25 protein-coding genes are annotated in these 25,551 nt (G+C 68.5%); 9 read left to right on the forward strand and 16 right to left on the reverse strand.

Features of this window, described 5'->3' with window-relative positions; all coding sequences use genetic code 11:
* Window positions 1-7: 7 nt before the first annotated feature.
* Window positions 8-2,329 (forward strand): ATP-dependent Clp protease ATP-binding subunit ClpA, encoded by a 2,322-nt coding sequence (clpA, locus tag ASD38_RS14865; RefSeq protein WP_056460987.1) that lies wholly within the window; start codon window positions 8-10, stop codon window positions 2,327-2,329.
* Window positions 2,330-2,443: 114 nt separating this feature from the next.
* A complete protein-coding gene (locus ASD38_RS14870; protein ID WP_056444992.1) occupies window positions 2,444-2,770 on the forward strand; it encodes a hypothetical protein in 327 nt (108 codons plus the stop codon).
* 19 nt (window positions 2,771-2,789) lie between these two features.
* On the opposite strand, the gene ASD38_RS14875 is transcribed toward ASD38_RS14870, so the two are convergent.
* Window positions 2,790-3,221: an HIT family protein gene (locus tag ASD38_RS14875; RefSeq protein ID WP_056444994.1), complete on the reverse strand. Its 432-nt coding sequence runs from the start codon at window positions 3,219-3,221 to the stop codon at window positions 2,790-2,792.
* 54 nt (window positions 3,222-3,275) lie between these two features.
* On the opposite strand from ASD38_RS14875, the gene ASD38_RS14880 reads away from it, so the two are divergent.
* The 3 genes from ASD38_RS14880 to ASD38_RS14890 all read left to right on the forward strand — a co-directional run bounded on the left by ASD38_RS14880 (window position 3,276) and on the right by ASD38_RS14890 (window position 5,507).
* Window positions 3,276-4,382, forward strand: a complete 1,107-nt coding sequence (locus ASD38_RS14880; RefSeq protein ID WP_056444995.1) for an alpha/beta fold hydrolase — start codon at window positions 3,276-3,278, stop codon at window positions 4,380-4,382.
* Window positions 4,379-4,951 carry a DUF4287 domain-containing protein gene (locus tag ASD38_RS14885; protein ID WP_056444996.1) on the forward strand — a complete coding sequence of 191 codons (573 nt, stop codon included), beginning with the start codon at window positions 4,379-4,381 and terminating at the stop codon, window positions 4,949-4,951. The genes ASD38_RS14880 and ASD38_RS14885 overlap by 4 nt, the downstream gene beginning before the upstream one ends.
* Window positions 4,952-5,021: 70 nt before the next feature.
* A complete protein-coding gene (locus ASD38_RS14890; protein WP_056444998.1) occupies window positions 5,022-5,507 on the forward strand; it encodes a pyridoxamine 5'-phosphate oxidase family protein in 486 nt (161 codons plus the stop codon).
* 13 nt (window positions 5,508-5,520) lie between these two features.
* On the opposite strand, the gene ASD38_RS14895 is transcribed toward ASD38_RS14890, so the two are convergent.
* From ASD38_RS14895 to ASD38_RS14915, 5 genes are all read right to left on the reverse strand, one after another.
* Window positions 5,521-6,045 carry a hypothetical protein gene (locus ASD38_RS14895; protein ID WP_056445001.1) on the reverse strand — a complete coding sequence of 175 codons (525 nt, stop codon included), beginning with the start codon at window positions 6,043-6,045 and terminating at the stop codon, window positions 5,521-5,523.
* A gap of 2 nt (window positions 6,046-6,047) precedes the next feature.
* Window positions 6,048-7,208 carry a GNAT family N-acetyltransferase gene (locus ASD38_RS14900; protein ID WP_056460990.1) on the reverse strand — a complete coding sequence of 387 codons (1,161 nt, stop codon included), beginning with the start codon at window positions 7,206-7,208 and terminating at the stop codon, window positions 6,048-6,050.
* A complete protein-coding gene (locus tag ASD38_RS14905; protein WP_056460994.1) occupies window positions 7,205-7,978 on the reverse strand; it encodes a glycerophosphodiester phosphodiesterase in 774 nt (257 codons plus the stop codon). Before ASD38_RS14905 ends, ASD38_RS14900 begins: the two co-directional genes overlap by 4 nt.
* Complete coding sequence (locus ASD38_RS14910) at window positions 7,978-8,436, reverse strand: RidA family protein (RefSeq protein WP_056460997.1); 459 nt, start codon at window positions 8,434-8,436, stop codon at window positions 7,978-7,980. Before ASD38_RS14910 ends, ASD38_RS14905 begins: the two co-directional genes overlap by 1 nt.
* A gap of 120 nt (window positions 8,437-8,556) precedes the next feature.
* Window positions 8,557-8,991, reverse strand: coding sequence for a phasin family protein (locus ASD38_RS14915; protein ID WP_056445013.1), 435 nt, complete (start codon window positions 8,989-8,991; stop codon window positions 8,557-8,559).
* A gap of 306 nt (window positions 8,992-9,297) precedes the next feature.
* On the opposite strand from ASD38_RS14915, the gene ASD38_RS14920 reads away from it, so the two are divergent.
* Window positions 9,298-10,620, forward strand: a complete 1,323-nt coding sequence (locus tag ASD38_RS14920) for a D-alanyl-D-alanine carboxypeptidase (protein WP_056461000.1) — start codon at window positions 9,298-9,300, stop codon at window positions 10,618-10,620.
* Window positions 10,621-10,698: 78 nt separating this feature from the next.
* Here the strand turns inward: ASD38_RS14920 and ASD38_RS14925 are convergent, their stop codons facing one another.
* Both ASD38_RS14925 and mipZ read right to left on the reverse strand, forming a co-directional pair.
* A complete protein-coding gene (locus ASD38_RS14925) occupies window positions 10,699-11,124 on the reverse strand; it encodes a J domain-containing protein (RefSeq protein WP_056461480.1) in 426 nt (141 codons plus the stop codon).
* A 45-nt stretch (window positions 11,125-11,169) separates the two neighbouring features.
* Window positions 11,170-12,006 (reverse strand): division plane-positioning ATPase MipZ, encoded by an 837-nt coding sequence (gene mipZ, locus ASD38_RS14930; RefSeq protein WP_056445019.1) that lies wholly within the window; start codon window positions 12,004-12,006, stop codon window positions 11,170-11,172.
* A gap of 181 nt (window positions 12,007-12,187) precedes the next feature.
* Here mipZ and panC point away from each other — a divergent pair, with 181 nt between their 5' ends.
* The gene (panC, locus tag ASD38_RS14935; protein ID WP_056461483.1) at window positions 12,188-13,060 is read left to right on the forward strand and encodes a pantoate--beta-alanine ligase; all 873 of its coding nucleotides are present in this window, start codon (window positions 12,188-12,190) and stop codon (window positions 13,058-13,060) included.
* Window positions 13,061-13,215: 155 nt separating this feature from the next.
* Here the strand turns inward: panC and ASD38_RS14940 are convergent, their stop codons facing one another.
* From ASD38_RS14940 to ASD38_RS14960, 5 genes are all read right to left on the reverse strand, one after another.
* On the reverse strand, window positions 13,216-13,617 hold the full coding sequence (locus ASD38_RS14940; RefSeq protein ID WP_056445021.1) for a DUF1489 family protein: 402 nt from the start codon (window positions 13,615-13,617) through the stop codon (window positions 13,216-13,218).
* 9 nt (window positions 13,618-13,626) lie between these two features.
* Window positions 13,627-15,588, reverse strand: a complete 1,962-nt coding sequence (locus ASD38_RS14945) for an acetyl/propionyl/methylcrotonyl-CoA carboxylase subunit alpha (RefSeq protein ID WP_056461004.1) — start codon at window positions 15,586-15,588, stop codon at window positions 13,627-13,629.
* A 10-nt stretch (window positions 15,589-15,598) separates the two neighbouring features.
* Window positions 15,599-16,990 carry a DUF3667 domain-containing protein gene (locus ASD38_RS14950; protein ID WP_056461007.1) on the reverse strand — a complete coding sequence of 464 codons (1,392 nt, stop codon included), beginning with the start codon at window positions 16,988-16,990 and terminating at the stop codon, window positions 15,599-15,601.
* Window positions 16,991-17,010: 20 nt separating this feature from the next.
* A complete protein-coding gene (locus ASD38_RS14955; RefSeq protein ID WP_056461010.1) occupies window positions 17,011-17,847 on the reverse strand; it encodes an enoyl-CoA hydratase-related protein in 837 nt (278 codons plus the stop codon).
* Between the two features lie 111 nt (window positions 17,848-17,958).
* Entirely contained in the window at window positions 17,959-19,566 is a 1,608-nt protein-coding gene (locus ASD38_RS14960; protein ID WP_056461013.1) for a carboxyl transferase domain-containing protein, read from the reverse strand.
* 113 nt (window positions 19,567-19,679) lie between these two features.
* Here ASD38_RS14960 and ASD38_RS14965 point away from each other — a divergent pair, with 113 nt between their 5' ends.
* Window positions 19,680-21,479 (forward strand): patatin-like phospholipase family protein, encoded by a 1,800-nt coding sequence (locus ASD38_RS14965; RefSeq protein WP_162250261.1) that lies wholly within the window; start codon window positions 19,680-19,682, stop codon window positions 21,477-21,479.
* Here ASD38_RS14965 and ASD38_RS14970 read toward each other — a convergent pair.
* Entirely contained in the window at window positions 21,445-22,221 is a 777-nt protein-coding gene (locus ASD38_RS14970; RefSeq protein ID WP_056461016.1) for a methyltransferase domain-containing protein, read from the reverse strand. The two genes, ASD38_RS14965 and ASD38_RS14970, sit on opposite strands and share 35 nt — an antisense overlap.
* A gap of 140 nt (window positions 22,222-22,361) precedes the next feature.
* Here ASD38_RS14970 and ASD38_RS24905 point away from each other — a divergent pair, with 140 nt between their 5' ends.
* Entirely contained in the window at window positions 22,362-22,493 is a 132-nt protein-coding gene (locus ASD38_RS24905; RefSeq protein ID WP_268760997.1) for a hypothetical protein, read from the forward strand.
* Window positions 22,494-23,013: 520 nt separating this feature from the next.
* Here the strand turns inward: ASD38_RS24905 and ASD38_RS14975 are convergent.
* On the reverse strand, window positions 23,014-24,168 hold the full coding sequence (locus tag ASD38_RS14975) for an isovaleryl-CoA dehydrogenase (RefSeq protein ID WP_056461486.1): 1,155 nt from the start codon (window positions 24,166-24,168) through the stop codon (window positions 23,014-23,016).
* 78 nt (window positions 24,169-24,246) lie between these two features.
* A complete protein-coding gene (gene spmX / locus ASD38_RS14980) occupies window positions 24,247-25,530 on the reverse strand; it encodes a lysozyme-family localization factor SpmX (RefSeq protein ID WP_056461019.1) in 1,284 nt (427 codons plus the stop codon).
* Window positions 25,531-25,551 lie beyond the last annotated feature (21 nt).

A 25,551-nucleotide genomic window follows, 5' to 3' on the forward strand; every position in this document is an offset into this window, starting at 1 on the left:
GCCTCCCTTGCCCTCTTTTTCGCGCCCACTTGAAGAATCCCTGCATCGCGCCGTCGCTTACGCCAATCAGCGCAAGCACGAGTACGCCACGCTTGAACACCTGCTGCTGTCGCTCACCGATGACGACGACGCGGCCGGCGTCATGCGCGCCTGCGATGTCGACCTCAACGCTCTGAAGAAGAGCCTCGTGAACTATCTCGACGTCGAACTGGCCTCGCTGGTCGTCGACGACGAAGACGACGCCAAGCCCACGGCGGGCTTTCAGCGCGTGATCCAGCGCGCGGTGATCCACGTTCAATCGTCCGGTCGCGAAGAAGTGACCGGCGCCAACGTGTTGGTGGCGATCTTCTCCGAGCGCGAGAGCCACGCCGCCTACTTCCTGCAAGAGCAGGACATGACCCGCTACGACGCGGTGAACTTCATCGCCCACGGCATCGCCAAGAAGGCGGGCGCCTCCGAGCCCAAGCAAGCCAAGGGCGCGGCGGTCGAGGAAGACGTCGAGAAGCCCAACGCCAAGACCGGCGGCGAGGCCCTCGAAGCCTATTGCGTCGACCTCAACGAGAAGGCCCGCCAGGGCAAGGTCGACCCGCTGATCGGCCGCGCGAACGAAGTGGAACGCGCGATCCAGATCCTGTGCCGTCGCACCAAGAACAACCCGCTGCTCGTGGGCGAACCCGGCGTCGGCAAGACCGCCATCGCCGAGGGCCTGGCCCGCAAGATCATCACCCACCAGGTCCCCGAAGTCCTGGCGGAGGCCACCATCTACTCGCTCGACATGGGCGCGCTGCTGGCCGGCACCCGCTATCGCGGCGACTTCGAGGAACGCGTCAAGCAGGTGGTCAAGGAGCTCGAGAACCACCCGAACGCCGTGCTGTTCATCGACGAGATCCACACGGTGATCGGCGCCGGCGCCACCTCGGGCGGGGCCATGGACGCCTCGAACCTGCTGAAGCCGGCCTTGGCCTCGGGCACCCTGCGGTGCATGGGCTCGACCACCTACAAGGAGTTCCGTCAGCACTTCGAGAAGGATCGGGCCCTGGTCCGCCGCTTCCAGAAGATCGACGTCAACGAACCGACGGTGGAAGACACCATCAAGATCCTCAAGGGGCTCAAGAGCTACTACGAGGACTTCCACAAGCTGAAGTACACCAACGAGGCCTTGAAGGTCGCCGTTGAGCTGTCGGCCAAGTACATCACCGACCGCAAGCTGCCCGACAAGGCGATCGACGTGATCGACGAGGCGGGCGCGGGCCAGATGCTGCTGCCGGAAGGCCGCCGCAAGAAGGTCCTGGGCGTCAAGGAGATCGAGGCCGTCGTGGCCAAGATCGCCCGGATCCCGCCCAAGTCGGTCAGCAAGTCCGACACCGAGTCCCTGCGCGAGCTGGAAGCGGACCTCAGGCGCGCCGTGTTCGGTCAGGACGAGGCGCTCAGCCAGCTGTCCTCGGCCATGAAACTGGCCCGGGCCGGTCTGCGCGACCCGGACAAGCCGATCGGCAGCTACCTGTTCAGCGGCCCGACTGGCGTCGGCAAGACCGAAGCCGCCAAGCAGCTGGCCTCGACCCTCGGGATCGAGATGATCCGGTTCGACATGTCGGAATACATGGAGCGCCACACCGTCAGCCGGCTGATCGGGGCTCCCCCCGGCTATGTCGGCTACGATCAGGGCGGCCAGCTGACCGACGCCGTCGACCAGCACCCGCACGCCGTGGTGCTGCTGGACGAGATCGAGAAGGCCCACGCGGACGTCTACAACATCCTGCTCCAGGTCATGGACCACGGGGTGCTGACCGACAGCAACGGCAAGAAGGTCGATTTCAGGAACGTCATCCTGATCATGACCACCAACGCCGGGGCTTCGGACGCCCAGCGCCAGGCGATCGGCTTCGGCCGCGACAAGGTGCAGGGCGAGGAAGAGGCCGCGCTCAAGCGCCTGTTCACGCCGGAGTTCCGCAACCGCCTCGACGCGGTGGTGGCCTTCAAGCCGCTGACGCCGGAAATCATCCGGATGGTCGTGCAGAAGTTCGTCCTGCAGATGGAGGTCCAGCTGGCCGACCGGAACGTGACGATCTCGCTCAGCGACGACGCGGCCGACTGGCTGGCCAAGAACGGCTTCGACGAGCTCTACGGCGCGCGCCCCCTGGCGCGGGTCATCCAGGAGCACATCAAGAAGCCGCTGGCCGACGACATCCTGTTCGGACGCCTGGTCCGCGGCGGCCACGTCAAGGTCGTGCTCAAGGACAGCAAGATCGACTTCGAGATCGAGTCGAATCCGGAAAAGCCCGGCAAGGCTTCCAAGGAAGACGAGGCCGAACCGGTGCTCACCGAGTAGCCTGATCGAGCCGACGAAACAGCGAGGGGCCCGGAGCGATCCGGGCCTCTTTGCTTTTGGGTCGCTCGCGAATTACGACTGGACAAAACGGGAACACGCGATCAGGTTGATCGCATGAACGTCGCTTTCGACACCCTCGGCGCCACGAAACGCCTCCGCGACGCGGGGCTGGAAGACCGCGCGGCGGAAGCGATCGTGGAACTGGTGCAGTCGACGACGCAGTTATCGGAGGACAACGCCCTGGCGACGAAGAGCGACGTCGCCGATCTGACCCGTGCGATCAGGACGGACATCCAGGGCCTGAGGGCGGACTTGGCCATAACCAAGACCCAGATCCTGGTCGAGCTGAACGACAAGCTCCGCTCTCAGAGCTTCGCCCTGATGGGCGGCGTGACGGCGGTCGTCGGCCTGGCCACGGCGATCATCAAGCTGGGTTCCTGACGCCTGGCCGCGAGGCTCCTCAGAGCGCCGCGGCGATCTTCTCGGCCAGGACCTTCAGCTCCTCGGTGTCGGCCATGCCCTCGCCGTGACGCCCCAGCGCCTCGCCTTCGTAGCGGGGGATGATGTGGAAATGCAGATGGAAGATCGTCTGGCCGGCCGGCGCGCCGTTGAACTGGGTCACCACCACGCCGTCGGGCTTCAGGGCCGTCGTCACGGCCTGGGTGACCTTCTGCACGGCGCCGATCAGCCGCCCCAGGGTCTTGGTCTCGGCGTCCAGCAGGTTGCGGGCCTGGCTGGTCTTGGAGACCACCAGCACGTGGCCGCGCGACTGCGGGAAGACGTCCATGAAGGCCAGGACCTGGTCGTCCTCGAACACCTTCACGGCCGGAATCTCGCCGCGGATGATCTTGGCGAAGATGTTGTCGGCGTCGTAGCTTCCGTGAAGGCTCATGATCGTCTCCGGCGTGATCGAAACCGTACCTAGCAAACCGGGAGGGGCGCGCAAATGACGACCTGCCCCACACGGCGGGACATGCTGGCGGCCGCGACCGCTTTCGGCGTCGCCGGACCCGCCCTTTCCGCCCCCGAAGCCCTGCATCGCGAGGACCTCTTCACCGTCTCGGACGACGGCTTCCGCCTGCATGCGCGCGAGGTGCGGCCGGCCGCGCCCCACGGGGCGTCGCCAGGCGCGCCGCTGATCCTGCTGCATGGCGCCCGCGCGCCGGGCGTCGCCTCGTTCGACCTGCCCGTCGCCGGCGGCTCGCTGGCCGGCGACCTGGCCCAGCGCCTGAACCGCCGCGTCTATGTGATGGACGCGCGAGGCTATGGCGCGTCCCAGCGCCCCGCCGCCATGGGCCGGCCGCCCGAGCAGAGCCGCCCGCTGTCGCGCGCCTTCGAGGTGGTCCGCGACATCGAGGCCGTGCGCAAGCTGGCCGCGCTTCGGTCCAAAGACGGGGGGAGCGGAAGCCGGCAGGTCGGCCTGATCGGCTGGGCCACCGGCGGCCTGTGGGCCGGGTTCTACGCGGCGCTGCGGCCCGAATCCGTCGCCGGCCTGGCGACGATCAACGCGCTCTATGGCGGCTCGGACGTCCATCCGATGCTGGGACCGGGCTCGGCCGTCGCCCAGCCCGGCCAGCCCCGGCGTTTCGACCCGACGACCGGCGGCTACGCGCTGTATCCGGCCGCGTCGCTGATCGGCGTCTGGGAGCGGAACATCCCCGTCGCCGACAAGGACGCGTGGCGCGATCCCGCCCTCGCCCGGGCCCTGGCCGCGGCCGTGCTGGCCAGCGATCCCGACAGCGGCCGGCACGACCCGCCGCGATTTCGCGCGCCGCTGGGGGCGCTGGAGGACAGCTTCTACCAGGCTTGCGGACGGCGGCTGTACGACGCCGGCTCGATCACCGCGCCGGTGCTGCTGTTGCGCTCGGAGCGCGACTTCTGGAGCCGCCCCGCCGATCTCGACGCCTTCGTCGCCGACGCGGGCCGCTCGCCTTCGGTCAAGGCCGTCACGCTGGCCGGCGCCACCCATTTCGTCCATCTGGACCGGCCCGACCGCGGCCGCGACCGCCTGCTGGCCGAACTGATCGATCACTTCGGAGGGATCCGCGCATGACCGAGCACCTGACCGAACGCCAGAAGAAGTGGTTCGCCTCGGTCCGCGAAGGCCTGGAGCGCGAGACCGGCAAGAGCCTTGAGGACTGGGTGGCGATCGCCAAGACCTGCCCCGAGACCAAGCCCCGCGCCCAGCTCGCCTGGCTCAAGGCGCACCACGGTCTGGGCCAGAACCGCGCCAGCTACGTCCTGTCGGTGGCCTTCCCGTCCGAGCGCATGACCTGGGACCAGCCCGACGAGGCGCGCGCGGCGCTTTGGACCGACCCGGCCTCGCTGGCGATCCTCCAAGCCCTGGAAGCGGCCGTCGCCGACTTCGACGGCCTGGTCACCGGTCAGCGCAAGACCTACAGCGCCTGGTCCCGCGCGTTCCAGTTCGCCGCGGCCAAGCCGGTCAAGGGCGGCACGGCGGTGCTGGGGCTGGCGGTGGCGCCCGACGCCTCCCCTCGCCTGCTGGAACCCAGGAACGAAAGCTGGTCCGAACGCCTGAAGGCCAAGCTGCCGCTGGCCTCGCCGGCCGATGTGGACGACGAGGTTCGGGCGCTCCTGATGACGGCCTGGGAGAAATCCTGAAACGCGCAGCGTGGCTGCGCTTGGAACGGGCGGCACGCCCCTCCGTTGGGTCACCAACGGAGGAACATCCATGTCCAATGAAGCCGAACTGAAGTCGAAATTCTGGAAGGCCCTCAAGTCCGATCGCACCACCATGCTGGGCTTGGTCGGCTCCGAGGAAGACGGCGGCCAGCCGATGACCGCCCAGATCGAGGGCGACGAAGACGGTCCGATCTGGTTCTTCACCGCCGCCGGCAACGATCTGGTCGAGGGCGCGGGCAGCCGCCACGCCGCCCTGCTGAACTTCGCCTCGAAGGGCCACGAGCTGTTCGCCAAGGTCGAGGGCGACCTGTCGGTCAGCACCGACCGCGCCACGATCGAGCGGTTGTGGAATCCCTTCGTCGCCGCCTGGTTCGAAGGCAAGGACGATCCGAAGATCCGTCTGTTGCGCTTCGATCCCCGCGAAGCCCAGATCTGGCTCAATGAGAACAGCCTATTCGCGGGGCTCAAGATGCTGTTCGGCAGCGACCCGAAGAAGGACTACGCCGACAAGACCGCCGAGGTGCGCTTAAACTGACGGCGAGGAAGGCCTAGTCGTTCGGCGAGTCGATACGCGTGATCAGCGTTTCGAGGCGGCCAGCCTTTCCGAAAACCGCGTAGAACTGGTACTCGCCGAACCGGTTCCGCGCGCAGGCGTCGTAAAGCAGGAACTCCCCTTCACTGTTCACGTCGCTGACCAGCATCTTGCCCGTGGCGCGCTGGAACTTGTGCTGGGCAACAGCGACCGTGTCGCCAAACCGCCAGCCGTAGAGTTGCGCGCCATAGGCGTTCAACGCCGTACCGGAGAGCTCCTTCCTTTCGATGACGGCGGCCCGGCCCGCCTCATGAGGGGCCGCGCTGTATTGGACACCGTCCGTGCCTGTCATCGAGCATTCGTCGTTGCGGTGGCAGCGCCCGTAGAAAGCCGGCAGGACCGGCAATTCCGACACCCGCGCACCAATGGGATATCGGCCAAAATCCAATGGCACGCCGGTCGGGCGACAGGCTTCCTCTGGATGGGCCAGGGTTGCGACCATAGCCGCCAGGACGGCCACCGGAACCAAACGAAGGCGCATTCCTAGGTCTCATGCCGGAACGGCGAGAACTCGTCGGTCAGCATGGCGATCTCGGCGTCGACCGCCTCGCGCTCGCGCTCGAGATACCGCGCCACCGGCTCACGCAGGGCCGGATCGGCGATCCAGTGGGCCGAATAGACCGGACTGGGCAGGTAGCCCCGCGCGATCTTGTGCTGGCCCTGGGCCCCGGCCTCGACGCGCGGCAGGCCCAAGCGGATGCCGTGCTCGATGGCCTGGTAGTAGCAGAGCTCGAAATGCAGGAACGGCACGTCCTCGCTGCAGCCCCAGTGACGGCCGTAGAGGCAGTCGCCGCCGATCAGGTTCAGGGCCCCGGCGATCCACGGACCGCCCGGGCGACGCGCCAGGATCAGCAGCACCTTGTCGGCCATCCGCTCGCCCAGCAGCGAATAGAACGCCCGGTTCAGATAGGGCCGGCCCCACTTGCGGCCGCCGGTGTCCATGTAGAAGCCGAAGAACGCGTCCCAGTGGTCCTCGGTCAGCTGGTCGCCGGTCAGGGCGACGATCTCCAGCCCGGCCTGAGCGTCGCGGCGCTCGCGGCGGATGGTCTTGCGGCGATTGGACGACAGGGCGGCCAGGAAGTCGTCGAAGGTCGCGTAGCCGTGGTTGAACCAGTGGTACTGCTGGTCCTGGCGACGCAGCATGCCGCGCTCGCCCATCCACGCCCATTCGTCGGCCGTCGGAAAGGTCACGTGCAGCGATGAGGCCTTCAGGCGGTCGCACAGGGTCAGGGCCCCGCCCAGCAGGGCCGAGCGGCCGTCGTCGACATCGATGTCGGGCCGGACGATCAGGCGTGGGCCGGTGACCGGCGAGAACGGGGCCGAGCACTGGAGCTTGGGGTAGTAGCGTCCGCCGGCCCGCTCATAGGCGTCGGCCCAGCTGTGGTCGAAGACGTATTCGCCCTGGCTGTGGGACTTCAGATACAGCGGCATGACCGCCGCCACGCCGCCGGCGGCGTCCTCGACCGACAGGTGATGCGGGGCCCAGCCGGTGCGCTCGACCGCGCAGCCGCTCTCCTCCAAGGCGTTCAGGAAATCAAAGCTGACGAACGGGTCGCCGGAGCGGCCGGCGCAGGCGTCCCAGGCGTCGCGGCCGATCTCGGCGATGCGCCGATGGACGCGCACCTCCGCCTTGACGGCTGTCACGCGGCGAAGCCCTCGAAGATCAGGTTGTCGCAATGGTCGCGGACGCTTTCCCACTGCTCGGCCGAGCGCACGGTCCAGGCGATGACCGGCATGCCCTTGGCGCGCAGCAGGTCGGCGCGGGCGCTGGGCAGCATGTCCATGCCCAGGGCCAGGAAGTCCGGCCTGGCGATCTCGATCTGCTCGAGATTGGCCAGCGACTTGCGGACTTCCGGGGCCAGCTTGCGGGCGGTCTCGTCGGCCCAACCGTAGCTGTCCAGGCCGCGCAGGATTTGAGGCTGATGCTCGGCGAACCAGGCGTGGGAATAGGGATTGAAGCCGATCACCGCGGTCGGTCCGTTGTGGTCCAACAGGATCTCGCTGACCTGCTTCTCCAGCTCGCCGACCTCGCCGAACGGGGTCTTCAGCTCGATATAGACCATGGCCCGGTGACCGATCAGGGTCAGGGCGTCGGCCAGGGTCGGGATGGTCTCGTCCGTGCCCGACAGCGTCAGTTGGCCCAGATCGGCGGCGGTGTGGTCGCGCAGCTTGCCCGGCGCGCCCGTCAGGCGCTCCAGATGATCGTCGTGGAAGACCACCACGTGGTTGTCGGCGGTCAGCTGGACGTCCAGCTCGATCGCGTAGCCCCCGGCGCAGGCGGCCTGGAAGGCGGCCAGGGAGTTCTCGGGCGCGCCGCCGGGCGACCACAGCCCCCGATGCGCCACGGCCGGCTCGAACAGACGCTCCCACGCCTCGCCGAACACCTCGGTTCCGGGGCGGGAACGCGCGCGCATCAGGCCACCTCGACCACGGCGTCGATCTCGACCGAGAAGCCCAGCGGCAGCTTGTAGACCCCCACCGCCGACCGGGCGTGGCGGCCGGCGTCGCCGAACGCCTCGACCATCAGGTCCGAGCAGCCGTTGACGACCTTGGGGATGTCGATGAAGTCCTGGCTGACCTGGACGAAACCGCCCAGCTTGACCACCCGCGTGACCCGGTCGAGGTCGCCGGCGGCCGCCTTCATCTGGGCCAGAAGATTGATCCCGCACAGGCGCGCGCCCTGATGGGCGGTCTCCAGGTCGACATCGGTCCCGACCGTGCCCTTGAGGCCGCCGTTGGCGTCGACCGAGACCTGGCCGGAAATGTGGATCAGGTTTCCCGTCCGGACGAAGGGCACATAGTTGGCGACCGGGGCGACCGGTTGCGGCAATACGATCCCGAGACTTTTCAGACGCTCTTCGACCTTCGACATCACATGCTCCATGACTTGGACGCATGCTTAGCGCGGCGGGATGACAGGACAAGAAAAAAGGCCTGAACCGTTGCCGGCTCAGGCCTTTAAACTGTTGGGCTCCGTAAAGAGCCCGTCGCCTTAGCGGGCGGCTTGCAGCTTTTCGACGGTGGCCGAGACGCGCTCGTTCAACGGCTTCACCGAGTCCTTGATCGAGGCCGAAACGATCTCCGAGGCCTTGCTGACCTGGGCGATGTAGGCTTCGAGGGCCGACTTGGCCCAAGCGGTCTGCAGTTCGACGGCTTCCTGAATGCTCTTGGCGCCGGCCAGCGACTTGGCGGCGGCCACTTGGTCTTCGGCGGCCTTCTTCGAATAGGCGAAGGTCTGGGCGCCCAGGGCTTCGGCGCCCTTGGTGGCGGCGGTCACCGAGGCGACCACGGCTTCCAGGTTCTTCTTCGAATGGGTGTTGGCTTCGGCCAGCGCGGCCAGCGACTTCTCGACGCCGTCCTTGAACGCTTGGTTCGAGGCGGTGCTGAACTGTTCGACGGTGTTCTTGAGGGTTTCAGCGGCGGCCATGGGGGAGGCTCCTGGCAGAGGGGGCGGGGCATGGCGCCGGACAAGCGGGTCCGAACCATGCATTGGGACAACGCCGGTGTCTCATGTTGCAGTGCAGCAGTCAAGAAAATTGTGCAGCGCACCATAACGTTGGGGAAACGCTTGTTTCGTCGCTTAGAAGCTTCGCCGCAACGCCTTGAATTAATCCACATCTGCGGCGAAATCGCTCACCAGTTGTTTACCTTAGAGAAAGGCCGCGACGCGCATGTTAAGGTCACGCGTGTGGCGGTGCGGAACCGCTCAGTTTAAATGACGGACGCATAACTCATGTTCGCCAAGTTTCTGTCCGCCCGTTTCGCACTCGCCGCGGTTGGCCTCGCCGGCGCCCTGATGTTCGGCCTGATCGCGCCGACCACGGCTTCCGCGCAGATCCCCTACCTCCAGATGAACAGCGCCGAGCCCAAGTACGCGGCGATCGTGATCGACGCCAATTCGGGCGAGATGCTCTACGACAAAAGGGCCGACAGCCCGCGCTACCCGGCCTCGGTCACCAAGGTCATGACGCTGTACCTCACCTTCGAGGCGCTCAGCGAAGGCCGCCTGAAGCTGACCGACCGCGTGCCGATCACGCCGCACGCCGCCGCCCAAACCCCGACCAAGCTGGGCCTGCCGGCCGGCGACAGCGTCAGCGTCGACGAAGCCATTCGCGCCATGACCGTGAAGTCGGCCAACGACATCGCCGTGGCCATGGCCGAAAAGCTGGGCGGCAGCGAGTCGCGGTTCGCCGCCCTGATGACCTTGCGCGGTCAGGAACTGGGCATGCGCAACAGCCGCTTCGTCAACGCCTCGGGCCTGCCCGACAGCCGCCAGATCAGCACCGCCCGCGACCTGGCCATCCTGTCGCGCGCCACCATGCGCGACTTCCCGCAGTACTATTCCTACTTCAGCATCAAGGGCTTCGAGTTCCGCGGCCGCTACATCGCCGGCCATAACCGCCTGCTGACCAACATGCCCGGCTTCGACGGCCTGAAGACCGGCTACACCAACGCCTCGGGCTACAACCTCGCCGGCTCGGCCGTGCGCGACGGCCGTCGCCTGATCGCCGTGGTCCTGGGCGGTTCGTCGACCGCCTGGCGCGACAACAACATGGAAGACCTGCTGACCACGGGCTTCGACGTGCTCAAGCGCCGCTCGCACGGCGAGCGCACGAGCATCGCCGCCAACCTCTACGAGGACGAGCCGACCGGTCCGATCATGCGCCCCTCGACCGAGGAAGGGGACGGCGACCAGGCCGGCCTGAAGATCGTGCTGACCGACAACCCCAAGCCCCCCGCCGCCATCAAGGTCTCGCCGACCCTGAAAGCCGCTCAAGCTCCGGCGAAGGGGGCCAAGCCGACGTCGAAGAAGGCCAAGGGCGGATGGGCCGTGCAGGTCGGGGCGTTCAAGTCCAAGAGCCTGGCCAACGAACAGCTGATGCTGGTGCGCTCGCGTTTCGCCAAGTTCGTGGCCGACGCCGAGGGCGCGGTCGAGGGCGCGGCCGGCGGCACGTTCCGGGCGCAGTTCCAGGGCCTGACGGCGGAAGCCGCCCGCGGCGCCTGCCAGGCGATCAGCGCCAAGCGCCAGCCCTGCATGGTTCTGGCTCCGGCCTGAGACGCACCGACTTTCAGCGTCTGGAGCGAAAACCTCGTCCACGCACCGAACGTGAATGTCGATGCGCTCTGAACCGCCCTATTTCCCGTCCAGAAGCCGGTCCCGCGCGGCGTTGAGCTGCGCGGCCAGGCCGGCGGTGCCGCCCTTGTCGGGGTGGGCCAAGCGGATCAGGCGGGCATAGGCCGCCTGGATCTCGGCCTTGGTGGCGTCGGGTCCCACGCCCAGGATCGAGCGCGCCTCGGAGAGGCTGGGTCCGCCCTCCTCCCGCCTCGCCTTGCCGACCGCCGGGCGCTGGCGCGCGGTCGTGGCGCTCCAGGCGCCGATCACCAGCAGGACGATGGAAACCGGCCACTCGCTGCGCACGCCGGCATAGGCCGCGCCGGCGAAGGCCATCAGCGCGGTGACGCCCGCGCCGATCCGCCAGCCGTCGCCCTTCAGGATGCGCGTGGCGCGCCCCGACAGGACGAACAACAGGATCGCGCCGCCCAGCAGCAGATAGAAGATCATATGGCGTCAATCCCCGACGCCGCCTCCAAGACCCGATCCGGCCTATTGGGCGGCGAGCAGAGTTTCCCCGGAATAGGCCGAAAGGCCAAGGGAATGCATCAGCGCCCGCAATTCCTGGCGCGCGGCCAGGTGCTGCAGCGACACCGGCACCGGCCGCACCTGCGGCGACAGGTCGGCGATGGTCAGGCCGAACGGGAACAGCTCGCGATAAATCACCCGATCGCGCAGGCCGGGGCCCATGCGGAAGCCGACCCGCTTGGACAGGGCCGTCAGGCGGTCCTCGACGCGCTTGCGGTTGCGGGCCTCGGTGGTGGCCAGGCGGTTGCGCAGCACCACCCAGTCCAGGGCCTGGCGCTGCCCCGACAGGGCGCGGGCCTTGCGGGCCTCCCAGACGGTCAGCGAATAGAGGCTGGGCTTCTGCAGCTCCATGGTCACCGGGTCGACGTGGCCCAGCATGTCGAAGTCGACGAAGCTGTCGTTCATCGGCGTGACGATCAGGTCGGCCAGGCCATGGGCCATGCGCGAGATGGCGGTGTCGCCGCCGGGGGTGTCGATCAGCACGAAGTCGGCGGCCTCGCGCGCGGCGATGAAGGCGGCCTCGAACTTGGTCACCTGGTCGGCTTCCGGCCCGGCGGCCAGGGCGACGTCGTCGTCGCTGAGTCGGAACTGCAGCGGCTGCGGCAGGGTCACGCCGTTGCCGGCGACCCAGGCCGCGCGGTTCTCGAAGAACCGCATCGAGGTGCATTGGCGCAGGTCGAGATCCAGCAGCGCCACCTTGGCGCCGCCGTACAGCAGCGCCGTGGCGAGATGGACGGCGATGGTGGACTTGCCCGCCCCGCCCTTCTCATTGCCGACAACGATGACACGCTTTTCGGCCATGCCTTCTTTCCTTCTTTTCGCCCGACTCGGCGACTCTCAATGAAAGATTAACACGCAGGAGACGCCGTGAGAGGACGCGACGTCAATCCGGGGGCGCGTTGCCTGTGGACCCATTGTCGCAGGTGGACGCCCGGACCTGCGTCCGTCATAAGCCAACGCCTGTTCGAGACAGGAGTTGGCCGTGGTCCCCCAGGCACTTGGCAAGACGCCGAAGATCGTCCGCACCGTCGCCGAGTTGCGCGCCCAGGTCGCCGCCTGGAAGGCCGTGGGCGAGCGCGTGGCGCTGATCCCGACCATGGGCGCCCTGCACGAGGGACACCTGTCGCTGATCGCGCTGGGTCAGGCCCACGCCCGGCGCACCGTGGCCAGCGTGTTCGTCAATCCCAAGCAGTTCGCCCCGCACGAGGACTTCGATTCCTATCCGCGCGGCGAGGCCCGCGACGCCGAGCTGCTGGCCGGCGTCGGCTGCGACCTGATGTTCGCGCCCAATGTCGACGAGATGTACGCCCCGGGCTTCTCGACCACCGTCAACCTGACCGGGGTCTCCGAACCGCTGGAGGGCGCGGCCCGGCCGCAGTTCTTCGGCGGGGTGGCCACCGTGGTGACCAAGCTCCTGCTGCAGTCCCAGGCCGATGTCGCGATCTTCGGCGAGAAGGACTACCAGCAGCTGCAGGTCATCCGGAGGGTGGTCAAGGACCTGGACATCCCGGTCCAGATCGTCGGCGCGCCCACCGCCCGGGCCGAGGACGGCCTGGCCCTGTCCTCGCGCAACGCCTATCTCAGCCCCGAGGAGCGCGCCGCCGCCGTCGCCCTGCCCGACGCCATGAAGGCCGCGGCCAAGGCCGTGGCGGCCGGCGGTCGGATCGACGAGGCCGAGGCCGCCGCCAAGGCCGCCCTGACCGCCGCCGGCTTCCGCCAGGTGGACTATGTCGACATCCGCGAGACCGGCGACCTGTCGCGCCTGGGCCCGGGCCCGATCGGCGACGCGCGAGGCCGCATCCTGGTGGCGGCGTGGCTGGGCAAGACCCGGCTGATCGACAACATGGCGGTCTAGCTCAAACCCATTGAACCCGCTCATCCCGGCGAATGCCGGGACCCAGATGGAATGGCGGTGTGGCGGGTTCCATGAACTCAGCGCTCGACCAATCAGACTCCCCGCCATGAGATCTGGGTCCCGGCATTCGCCGGGATGAGCGGATTATGGGGTGATCACCACGCCCCCAGCTCGCGCAGCTGACGCGCCAGCTCCAGCGGCATGTCGGCGGCCTCGCCCTCGGTCAGGTCGGCCGGAACGTCCTCGTGCTTCAGGTAGCGCCAGCCCTGGAACGGGCGGCGCGGGGTCGGGACCACGCGGACGATGGTCGGATCGACCGTCACCTCGCAGCGCGAGGCCTGGCCCTCGCCGACCGTATCGATCGCCAGGATGGTCTGGCGGCAGACGATCTGGCCCTTCATCACCCGGTACAGCGAACCGCCGGCCAGCACCTCGTCGACGCGCTTGGGGGTCATGCGGGTGTGCATGATCCACGGACGGTCGGCCTCGGCGTGCCAGGCGACCAGTTCCTCGATGTTGTCGCAACCGACGACCAGCTTGATGATGTGCAGGGGCATGGCGGCTACTTAGGCGACCGGCTCCAGCTTCGCCAGCACCACGCCTTCGCTGACCTGGCCGCCGGCGACCGCCGACAGCTCGGCGACCACGCCGTCGAACGGCGCGGCCAGGGCGTGCTCCATCTTCATGGCTTCCAGGGTCAGCAAGGTCTGGCCCTTGGTGACGGTCTGACCGGCCTCGACGGCCACCGAGACGATCTTGCCCGGCATCGGCGACAGGATCGCCCCGTCCGACGCCGCGACATGGGCCGCGCCGACCTTGGGCGCGAAGTCGAACTCGCGGACGTCGCCGCCCTCGAACACGTACAGCGGGTCACTTCCGAACGTGGACGGCAGCAGGTCGACATCATCCAGCGGCCGGCCGTCCTCGACGGTGATGTCCCAGGACCAGTCGTCGCCGCTTCCACCGGCCAAGGCCACGCGCAGGGGCACGGCCTTGCCGTCCACCGACATCGGCAGGTCCATCGCCGCGCGAGGCGCGTTCATCCGGAAGCCCAGCAGGCGCGACGGGGCGCTGGCCCAGACGTCGGCCCGGGGCTGGTCGGCCTCCATGAAGGCTTCCAGGCGCTGGCCGATCGCCGCCAGGGTCGGGGCGTCGGTGAAGGCGCGGTCGGTCAGCTCTTCCAGCCGGGCCTCGATGAAGCCGGTGTCCACCGCGCCCTCGACAAAGTCGGGATGGCCGGCGCACTTGGCCAGGAAGGCGGCGTTGGTCTTGACGGGCCAGACCTCGACCAGGCGGCAGGCCTCGGCCAGGCGCGCGGCGGCGTCCTCGCGGTCGACGCCGTGGGCGATCAGCTTGGCGATCATCGGGTCGTAGAACGGCGTGACCTCGCCGCCCTCCTCCACCGCGCTGTCGACCCGCACGTCGCCCTCGGGCAGGCGGAAGTGGGTCAGCGGACCGGTGCTGGGCAGGAAGCCCGTGGCCGGGTTCTCGGCGTAGAGGCGGGCCTCCATGGCCCAGCCGTCCAGCGTGATCTCGTCCTGGGCCAGCGGCAGGGGCTCGCCCGAGGCCACCAGCAGCTGCCACTCGACCAGGTCCTGGCCGGTGACCATCTCGGTGACCGGGTGTTCGACCTGCAGCCGGGTGTTCATCTCCATGAACCAGATGCGGTCGGCGCGCAGGCCTTCGGAGGCGTCGGCGATGAACTCGACCGTGCCGGCCCCGACATAGCCCACCGCCTGGGCCGCCTTGACCGCCGCCCCGCAGACGGCGGCGCGGGTGGCCTCGTCCATGCCGGGGGCCGGGGCCTCCTCGATGACCTTCTGGTGGCGGCGCTGCAGCGAGCAGTCGCGCTCGAACAGGTGGACGACATTGCCGTGGCTGTCGCCGAACACCTGCACCTCGATGTGGCGCGGACGGGTGACGTACTTCTCCAGCAGCACGCGGTCGTCGCCGAAGCTGGCGCTGGCCTCGCGCTGGCACGAGGCCAGCATCGCGGCGAAGTCCTCGGCCTTGTCGACCTTGCGCATCCCCTTGCCGCCGCCGCCGGCCACGGCCTTGATCAGCACCGGGAAGCCGATCAGCTGCGCCTCGGCGGCCAGACGTTCGACCGACTGGTCCTCGCCCAGATAGCCGGGCGTCGTTGGCACGCCGGCGGCGATCATGACCTTCTTGGCGGCGTCCTTCAGGCCCATGGCGCGGATCGCCGAGGGCGGCGGGCCGATCCAGACCAGGCCGGCGTCGATCACCGCCTGGGCGAAATCCGCGTTCTCGGACAGGAAGCCGTAGCCGGGGTGGATCGCCTCGGCGCCGGTCTGGCGGGCGGCGGTCAGGATCTTCTCGGGGACCAGGTAGCTCTCGCGCGCCGGGGCCGGGCCGATCAGGATGGCGACGTCGGCCTCCATCACGAACGGGGCCTCGGCGTCCGCCTCGGAATAGACCGCGATCGTCCGCACGCCCAGCTCACGGGCGGTGCGGATGATCCGACGGGCGATTTCGCCGCGATTGGCGATGAGGACGGAGGCGATCAAAGCGAAATTCCTAGATCTGGGCCAGGGCGAAAATCATCAGCACGCCCATCAGCAGGACGAACGAGAACATGGTCGACCACCAGACGATCAGGGTCTTGATGATCGCGCCGGGGATGCTGGAGCCGTACCCGCCGCGCAGGGTCTGAAACAGGTTGATCGGCGTCCAGACCATCAGCAGGAAGTACCACCAGCCTCGGACGGGATCGGGCAGCACCAGTCCGAGCGCATTGGTCAGGAACGCGAACGACAGCAGGTTGGTCGCCACAAGCATGTGGTCGTAAACGAAGAACTGCCGCTTGTTCAGATAGACCAGGGTCAGGCTCAGGCCCAACATCGGCAACAGCAGCACCGCCAGCCGGTGCCCCCAGCCGAACATGACCACCATGTAGTATTCGGGGTTCTCCAACGCCTTGACCAGGCCGGCCTTGAGCCAGTGCTCCTGGCCGTGCGCCGCTTCCGTTCCGGCCGCGCCGTGCGCATCCGCGTCGGCCTTGGGCTCGGCGATGTTGGGCGTCTTGATGTGGACGCCGCCGATGGTGGCCGTCTCGGTCGCGTTCTCGGCGATACGATCGGCCTCGGCCTCGACCCGACGGCTGTCGAAGCTGGTGACCTTGGCCGCGCGGATCTGGTCGGCCGCCGCCTTGCGCATCTTCTTGTCGGCTTCGAGAACCTCCTGGGCCGCCAGGGGGTTGGTGCGCAGGCGCTCGGCGTCGGCCACGGCCTTGTCATAACGCTTCTGGGCCTTGGCGACGTCGGCCTGGTACTCGACCGGAGCCTGAGCGACGGCGTCCTGGTAATCCTTCTGGACCTTGGCCTTGTCCTGGTCGGAATCCTTCAGCGCCTCGTCGCGATCTTTCGCCGCCTCGGCCAGGGTCGAGTCGCGGTCCTCGGCGGCCTCCTTCAGGCGGGCGTCACGATCCTTGACGGCCTCGGCGCGCATACGGTCAGCCTCGGCGGCGCGGCCCTGCGGCGTGGCCAGGGCCTCGGCCCGCTTGTGAACCGCTTCCTCGGTGTGGTGCTTGACCGAATGGATGGCGTGCTCGGCCGCGAAGATGAACAGCAGCAGGGCCACCAGAAAGGTGCGGAACGGCGGCACGTGCCGCACGATGCGCCCTTCCATGTAGTCCTTGGCCAACACGCCGGGCTTGAAGAACAGCAGCGGCAGGGTGTTGGCCAAGCGGCCGTCGAGGTGGAACATCCCCTCGATGGCTTCCCAGATCAGGTGCAGGATCGAGCGGTGATGCGTGTCGGCGTTCTGGCCGCAGGAATAGCAGTACCAGCCCTCCAGGGGCGTCCCGCAGTTCTTGCAGGGCTCACCCTGGTGGGTGAAGGGCTTCTTCTTCGGGCGAATGAAGCTCGCCGCGGAGTCCACCGCCCCAGTTTCCAGATCCGCCGCCGTCATTTATGGCCCCCTGCTCGACTCTAGATGGTCCAGCCGGGTTTACGGCGTTCGAGGAACGCGCGCACGCCTTCTTGTCCTTCGTCCGACACACGGCGGCGCGCGATGCGTTTTGCCGTCTCGTCGATCAGGCCGCGGTCGATCTTTTGGCCGACGAAGTCGTTGACCAGGGCCTTGGCGTCGCCGATCGCGCCGGGGGCGCAGGCCGCGACCTCCTCGATCAGGGCGTCCTGGGCGGCGACCAGGCCGGCGGCGTCGTCGAACACCTCGTCGACCAGGCCGTAGCTCCAGGCCTGGTCGGCGTCGAACACCCGGCCGGTGGCGAACAACAGCTTGGCGGTGCGCGGCCCCAGGGCGGCGATCACATAGGGACTGATGGTGGCCGGGGTCAGGCCCAGCTTGACCTCGGAGAAGGCGAACCTGGCGTCGGCCGTGGCCAGGGCGTGGTCGCAGGCCGCGACCAGCCCCGCCCCGCCGCCGAACGCCGGGCCCTCGACCAGGGCCACGGTCAGGGCCGGGATGTCGTGCAGGGCCTTGAGCATGTGGGCCAGGCCCAAGGCGTCGTCGCGGTTGTCGTCCTCGCTCCAGCCGGCGGCCGCCTTCATCCATTCCAGGTCGGCCCCGGCGCTGAACGCCCCGCCCACTCCGCGCAGGAAGACGATCCGCACGCCCTCGGCCCCATGCAGGGTCTCGAACGTCTGGTGCAGGGCGGCGATGGTCGCCGCGTCGAAGGCGTTCTTCTTGGCCGGTCGGTTGATCCAGACGGTGACCGCGCCGCCGAGCGTGGAGTCCAGATGGACCAGCGGCGTCATGGCGTCGGTAGGGATCTCCGCGATCGGATCGACGATAGGGTTGGTCATGACATCCACTTTCTTGGCCCGCCCTCGTCCTTCGACAAGCTCAGGATGAGGGCTAATCCGACATTTGAATTCCTCATCCTGAGCTTGTCGAAGGACGAGGGCTTCCACCAATCACATCCGGAAGACGCCGAAGGTGGTCTCGGGGATCGGGGCGTTCAGGCTGGCGCTGATCGCCAGGCCCAGCACGTCGCGGGTCTGGGCCGGGTCGATGATCCCGTCGTCCCACAGGCGGGCGGTGGCGTGGTAGGGGTCGCCCTCGGCCTCGTAGCGGTCGCGGATCGGGGCCTTGAAGGCTTCCTCGTCCTCGGCCGCCCAGGTCTCGCCCTTGGCCTCCATCCCGTCGCGCTTGATGGTCGACAGCACGCTGGCCGCCTGCTCGCCGCCCATCACGCTGATGCGGCTGTTGGGCCAGGTGAACAGGAAGCGCGGGCTGTAGGCGCGGCCGCACATGCCGTAGTTGCCGGCCCCGAAGCTGCCGCCGATCAGCACGGTGAACTTGGGCACCTCGGCGCTGGCGACCGCCGTGACCAGCTTGGCGCCGTCCTTGGCGATGCCGCCGGCCTCGTACTTGCCGCCGACCATGAAGCCCGAGATGTTCTGCAGAAAGACCAGTGGAATCTTGCGCTTGCAGGCCAATTCTATGAAGTGCGCGCCCTTCACGGCGCTCTCGCTGAACAGCACGCCGTTGTTGGCCAGTATCGCCACCGGCTGCCCCCAGATGCGCGCGAAGCCGCAGACCAGGGTCGTGCCGTACAGCGCCTTGAACTCGTCGAACTCGCTGCCGTCGACGATGCGGGCGATCACCTCGCGCACGTCGTAGGGGGCGCGCACGTCGGTGGGCACGATGCCGTACAGCTCGGCCGGATCGTGGACAGGCGGCCTGGCGTCGCGGATCTCGGTCTCGACCCGCTTGGTGGTGTTCAGGTTGGCGACGATCGAGCGGACGATCTCCAGCGCGTGCTCGTCGTCATTGGCCACGTGGTCGACCACGCCCGAGCGCCGGCCGTGGGTGTCGGCCCCGCCCAGTTCCTCGGCCGAGATGACCTCGCCCGTCGCGGCCTTCACCAGCGGCGGGCCGGCCAGGAAGATGGTGCCCTGGTCGCGGACGATCACCGTCTCGTCGCTCATGGCCGGCACATAAGCCCCGCCGGCCGTGCACGAGCCCATGACGCAGGCGATCTGGGCGATGCCCGCCGCGCTCATCCGGGCCTGGTTGAAGAAGATGCGGCCGAAGTGGTCGCGGTCGGGGAAGACCTCGGCCTGGTGCGGCAGGTTGGCCCCGCCGCTGTCGACCAGATAGACGCACGGCAGGCGGTTCTGCTGGGCGATCTCCTGGGCGCGCAGGTGCTTCTTCACCGTCATCGGGAAATAGGCGCCGCCCTTCACGGTGGCGTCGTTGGCGACGATCATCACCTCGCGGCCCGAAACCCGGCCGATGCCGGTGATCACGCCGGCGCCGGGCGCCTCGCCGTTATAGAGGTCGCAGGCGGCCAGCTGGCCGATCTCCAGGAACGGCGAGCCGGGGTCCAGCAGCCGCTCGACGCGCTGGCGGGGCAAGAGCTTGCCGCGGGCCGCGTGACGCGTCCGGGCGGTTTCCGGCCCGCCCAGCGCCGCCCGCGCGACCCTTTCGCGCAGCGTCTCGACGAGGGCGCGGTTGTGCGCGGCGTTTTTGGCGAAAGTCTCGCCGTTCTTGTCGATACCCGTGTTCATCTTCGGCATTATCGAGGCATAGCCTTTTCCGTTTCCCACCGAAAGCCGCAGTTTTTGACCTTCGATGGTCAAGGTCCGCGGTTCAAGTTAGCGTCCCACCCGTGGTCACCCTGCCCGACTTCATGGCCGATACGGCCCTCGCCCGGCTCTTCGCGCAAGAACACCGCGAAGGCGACGCCGCCTGGTTCTCGTTGCCGGGCGGCGCGACACTCTACGCGCCCGGCGAGGCGGCGGACTATCTCTACTTCCTGCGCACGGGACGGCTGGGGGCCTTTCGGCGGGAAGAAGGCCAGGAGTCGCAGTTCCTGGGGGTGATCCGCCCCGGCGAACCGGCCGGCGAGATGGCGATGATCGCCGGCTCGCCCCATTCGGCCAACCTGGTGGCCCTGCGCGATTCGGAAATCCTGGCCCTGCCCCGCGCCGCCTTCTTCGAGGCCGTCGAGCGCGATCCGGCGGTGATGATCGAGCTGTCGCGGCTAATGATCCGACGGGCCCGCAACGCCGGGGCGCACGCCTCGATCGGCGACCCTTCGGTCTACGGCTTCATCGCGGTCGAGCCTGACAAGCCGATCCGGCCGATCGTCGAACGCATCGCCCACGCCATCGGGGTCCTGGGCTATTCGGTCACCGTCGAGGGCGCGGAATCCCTGCTGGCCCCGACCGAGTGGTTCAGCGGCGTCGAACGCCAGCACGACTTCGTGCTCTATGTGGCCGAGGCCGGAGAGACGGCCTGGAAGCACGTGGTTGGCCGCCAGGTGGACCGGCTGTTTCGCGTCGGCCTGGGCGACCACAAGCCGCCGGCGGTCATTCCGTCCTATGCCTCGGGTCCGTTGCAGGACCAGCGCCTGGTCGACCTGATCCTGCTGCAGCCGGCCGCCGTGACCCATCCCAAGGGCTCGGGCGAATGGCTGAACGCCACCCAGGCCGCGCGGCTGTTCCATTTGCGCGAGAACGGCATGGCCGACGTGCAGCGCCTGGCCCGGGTGCTGACCGGCCAGTCGGTGGGCCTGGTGCTGTCGGGCGGCGGCGCGCGGGCCTACGCCCATGTCGGCGCGATCCAGGCCCTGCGCGAACGCGGGGTGCCGATCGACTTCGTCGGCGGCGCCTCGATGGGCGCGGTCGTCGCCGCGGGCCTGGCGATGGGCTGGGACGACGGCGAGATGGAGACCCGCATCCGCAAGGCCTTCGTCGAGACCAGCCCGCTGGACGACATCGCCTTCCCCCTGGTGGCCATGACCCGGGGCCTGAAGGTCAAGGCGCGGCTGAACGAACACTTCGACGACATCGAGATCGCCGACCTGTGGCTGCCGTTCTTCTGCGTGTCGTCGAACCTGACCTCGGGGGCCTATCACCTGCACCGCCAGGGCCTGCTGCGCGACGCTCTGCGGGCCTCGATCTCGCTGCCCGGCGTGCTGCCGCCGGTGACCGACGGCAATTCGGTGCTGGTCGACGGGGCGGTGATGAAGAACTTCCCGGCCGACGTCATGCGCGCCTTCCAGCTGGGTCCGATCGTCGGGGTGGATGTCACGCGCGGCCGCAGCATCACCGCCGACGACGTCGACCGCCCGGCCTCGCTGTGGACCTGGTTCTGGTCCGGCGAATGGCGCAAGGGCCCGCCGATCGTCGCCCTGCTGATGCGGGCCGCCACGGTCTCGACCGGCCGCGACCTGACCGCCAGCCGCGAGGCCACCGACGTGCTGATCACGCCCAAGCTGGACAAGATCGACATCCGCGACTGGAAGGCCTTCGAACCCGCCGTCGCCGCCGGCCGCGCCGCCGCGGCCCAGGCCGTCGACGGCCTGGGCAAGCCGGTCAGCGAGCTGCGCCGGCGGCCCAGCCTGGCCGACCTGGCCGCCCAAGCCGCCCAAGCCGCCCAGGGGGCCGCCGTCAGCGGCGGCGGGCGACCACGAACAGCCGGGTGAACGGAAAGAGGGTCGCCCCGTCGTCGCGGCGCGGATAGTCGACCGCCAGCCGCTCGCGCCAGGCCGTCAGGAAGGCCGCCCGCTCGTCCGGATCGCTGAAGGCCTCCAGATAGGGCCGCAGGCTCGTGCCCGACGTCCAGTCGACGATCGGGTCGTCGCCGCCCAGGGCGTGGACATAGGTCGTCACCCAGACGTCGAGGTCCTGGCTCAGGGGCGACAGCCAGTCATGATAGGGGCGCGGATCGACGCCGGAGCGCACGCGCTCGATATCGGCCAGCCGCGAGGCCCAGGGCCCGTCCGCCGCCACCTCTCGCAGGCTGCGCCGCCAGCCGTCGTCGGCCACCACGGGGATCTGGCAGGCCAGGACGCCGCCGGGCGCCAGCAGGCCCATCAGGCGCGGGAACAGCGCCGCGTGGTCGTCCACCCACTGCAGGGCGGCGTTGGTGAAGATCAGATCGGGCGGGATCTCGGGGGCGAAGGTCGCGATGTCGCCCAGCACCCAGTCGATGTCGGCCCGCATCGCCCTGCCCCGCGCCAGCATCTCCGGACTGGTGTCCAGGCCGTGCACGCGGGCGCTCGGATGGCGCACCGCCAGCAGGGCCGCGTGCTCGCCGGTCCCGCAGCCCAGGTCCCAGATCTCGCGCGGCTCCAGGTCCCGCGGGATCTGCAGCATCAGGTCCAGGGCTGGTCGATCGCGATAGGCCTTGTAGCGCTGATAGATGTCGGGATCCCAGACCGGCATCCGGCCCTCCGTGCAAGAACTGCGACAATCGGTCCGCTCATTTGCGCCGATGCGTAGCTTTTGTCGCATGGGTCCGGAAGCCGACAATGCCTATCTTTGGTTAAGGCGCTGACCTAACGCGCCGCCAGATGGAAACCGAAGTGACCCGCTCCGCCGCCACCGCTATCGCCATCACCGCCAAGTCTTCGGCCGTGAACGTGCATCGCCTGGGCATGCTGGGCCTCAATCTCGGTCTTTGGACCCTCATCGTCGTGATCGCGCGGGCCCTCTAGCCTGATCCCGACGATGTGGTCCCGGGTCGCGCATGTCCCCCCTTTTGCGCGACCCGGGAGTGCCTTTCACTCCGTCATCCGCCTTCTGATGAAGCCTTCACGCGCCGCGACGTACGGTCGCGACATTGCCCCTTTGCAGAACCGCCGAACGGCGCCCATATTCCTCTTGTGTTGTTCAACAACTGAAAGGAGGTGACCAGTGTCTCATTGTCTCCAACCGAGGTCGCGAGTGACCTGGAGCCTGAAGATCGAGGTTTCCAACTGAGGGCGTTGAACGCCTAAGGTTCAAGTCACGCCGCGACGCGGCTACGACGATGGAGGGCCGTCCCGAGCGATCGGGGCGGCCCTTACATTTTTGTCGCCACCTAGGTTCTCCCCCTGTGGGGGAGGTGTCGGCGAAGCCGACGGAGGGGGGAGTGATCAGCAGGCGCCCGCCTGCAGGATCCGTCCTCCCTCCCCCCCACCGATCGCTGCGCGATCGCCTCCCCCCACGGGGGGAGGGCCTGGAGAACAGGCCGCCCTACGCCCCCACCAGCTCCCGCCCGATCAGGAACCTGCGGATCTCGTTGGTCCCCGCGCCGATGTCGTAGAGCTTGGCGTCGCGCACCAGGCGCTCGACCGGCCATTCCTTGGTGTAGCCCGCGCCGCCCAGGGCCTGGACGGCCTCCAGCGACACCTTCACCGCGTTCTCGCTGGCCATCAGGATGGCGCCCGCCGCGTCGAACCGAGTGGTCTTGCCGGCGTCGCAGGCGCGGGCCACGGCATAGACGTAGGCCCGGGCCGAATTCAGCGCCACGTACATGTCGGCCACCTTGCCCTGCATCAGCTGGAACGAGCCGATCGCCTGGCCGAACTGCTTGCGCTCGCGGACATAGGGCAGCACCACGTCCAGGCAGGCCTGCATGATGCCCAGCGGTCCGGCCGACAGCACGGCGCGCTCGTAGTCCAGGCCGCTCATCAGCACCCCGACCCCGCCGCCCACCGGACCCATCACATTCTCTTCCGGGACCTCGCAGTCCTCGAACACCAGCTCGGCGGTGTCCGATCCGCGCATGCCCATCTTGTCGAGCTTCTTGGAGACGCTGAAGCCCTTCATGCCCTTCTCGATCAGGAAAGCGGTGATGCGCCTTTCGTCGGTCTTGGCGTAAACCACCAGGGTGTCGGCGTGCGGGGCGTTGGTGATCCAGAACTTCGTGCCATTCAGCACATAGCGGTCGCCGACCTGCTCCGCCTTCAGCTTCATCGACACCACGTCCGAGCCCGAGCCGGCCTCGCTCATGGCCAGCGAGCCGACGTGCTCGCCGCTGATCAGCTTGGGCAAGTAGCGCTGCTTCTGCTCGGGCGTGCCCCAGCGGCGGATCTGGTTGACGCAGAGATTGGAGTGGGCGCCGTAGCTGAGGCCCACCGACGCCGAGGCCCTGGAGACCTCCTCCATGGCGATCACGTGTTCGAGATAGCCCAGGCCCAGCCCGCCGAACTCTTCCTCGACGGTGATGCCGTGCAGGCCCAGGTCGCCCATCGGGACCCAGAGGTCGCGGGGAAATTCGTTGGTCTCGTCGATCCTGGCGGCGATCGGCGCGATGCGGTCGGCCGCGAAGCGGGCGGTGGTGTCACGGATCGCGTCGGCCGTCTCGCCCAGCGCGAAGTCCATCGAGGGTGCGGTTTGGTTCGTCATGATCGCCTGCATAGCACAAACGCCCGCGGATCAAGCAGACCCGCGGGCGTTCATGCTCTGAATGGTCTAGATTCAGGTCTAGTCTTCGCCCATCGGCTCGGGATCGCCCAGCCGGCGCATCAGCAGATAGGCCGAGGTGGCGAAGCAGATCATGCCGATCACGCTGGCGCCCCAGCCGAACATCTTGATCGGTGACAGGCCTTCGTTGGCCCCGACGCTGAGGTTCCACAGGATGCCGCCGCCGAACAGGGCCAGGCCCAGCAGGCCCAGGCTGACCAGCAGGCTGATCCCGCCGAAGGCGTGTGGCTGCACGTGGGCGAAGGCGACGTCCTGCGGTTCCAGCTCGACCGGGCCGCTGGTGGAGAAGCCGCCCAGGTTGAACAGCGAGCCGTTGGTGGACGCGCGCGCGGTTTCGAACAGGCCGGGCTCGCTGCTCGTCGCGGCGGCCGGCTCGAAGGCCGGCGGCGGCGGCGGCGCGAAGGCCGATTCGGCGACCGGCTCTTCCGGCGTCAGCTGGAACGGCGCGACGGGCTCGCTGGCGACCGACGGCTCGGGGGTCGGGTAGACGAACGGCGACGGCGCGGCGGCGGCGGCCAAGGCGGGCGGCTCCGGCAGGACCAGGTCCTGGGTCGGGGCGGCCAGCCCGCGGGCCGGCGCCATGGCGGCGGACTCATCTGGCAGGATCGCCTCGAGACGCGCGCCGACGGCGGCGGCCGCCTGTTCGCTGGCGCTGGGCCCGGCGCCGTTCAGCGCCAAGGCGGGCGAGCCGTCCTGGCGCAGCGCGATGGCCTTGTCGCCGTTCAGCGAAGCGGTGATCGCGGCGGGAGCCTGGCTGGGGACCAGCTTCCCGGCGTCGTAGTCGATCTTGGGACGCAGCACCGGGCTGGGCGCGGCCACCCAGTGGCCGTCGGCCGGGGTCAGGAACAGCGCCTTCTCGGCCGAACGCCGGCGAACCAGGGCGTCGATGACGATGCGCTCGCCCTCGAAATCGGCCTTGCGCCACATCTCCATCTCGCAGGCGGCCTGCAGCAGCGCGCCCTCGTTCAGGCGACGCAACACGGCCGAGCGGACGAAGTTTTCCGTGCCGATGTTGAAAGAGAAGCAGACCAGGGCGTCGAACTGGTTCTGGTTCAGCGGCGTGTAGACGTTCTCGTTGACCGCATGGGCCACGGTGATCAGGTCGTAAAGCAGCAGAGCTTCAGCGTCCTGTTCCGAGACAGACGCCCCGGCGCGCGCGGTCAGGGTGTGGCCGTAGCCCAGCGTCCAGCGCCCATCGGGCAGCTGCGCGGCTTTCATCCGGTACCCTTCGAACCTCTTGATGAGATCGACGGCGGCGCGGGAGACCTGATAACGCGGTTTCATCGCCAAGAATGACCCAGTTTG

Origin of the sequence: Caulobacter sp. Root487D2Y, assembly GCF_001427165.1 — a bacterium.
Classification (GTDB): domain Bacteria; phylum Pseudomonadota; class Alphaproteobacteria; order Caulobacterales; family Caulobacteraceae; genus Caulobacter.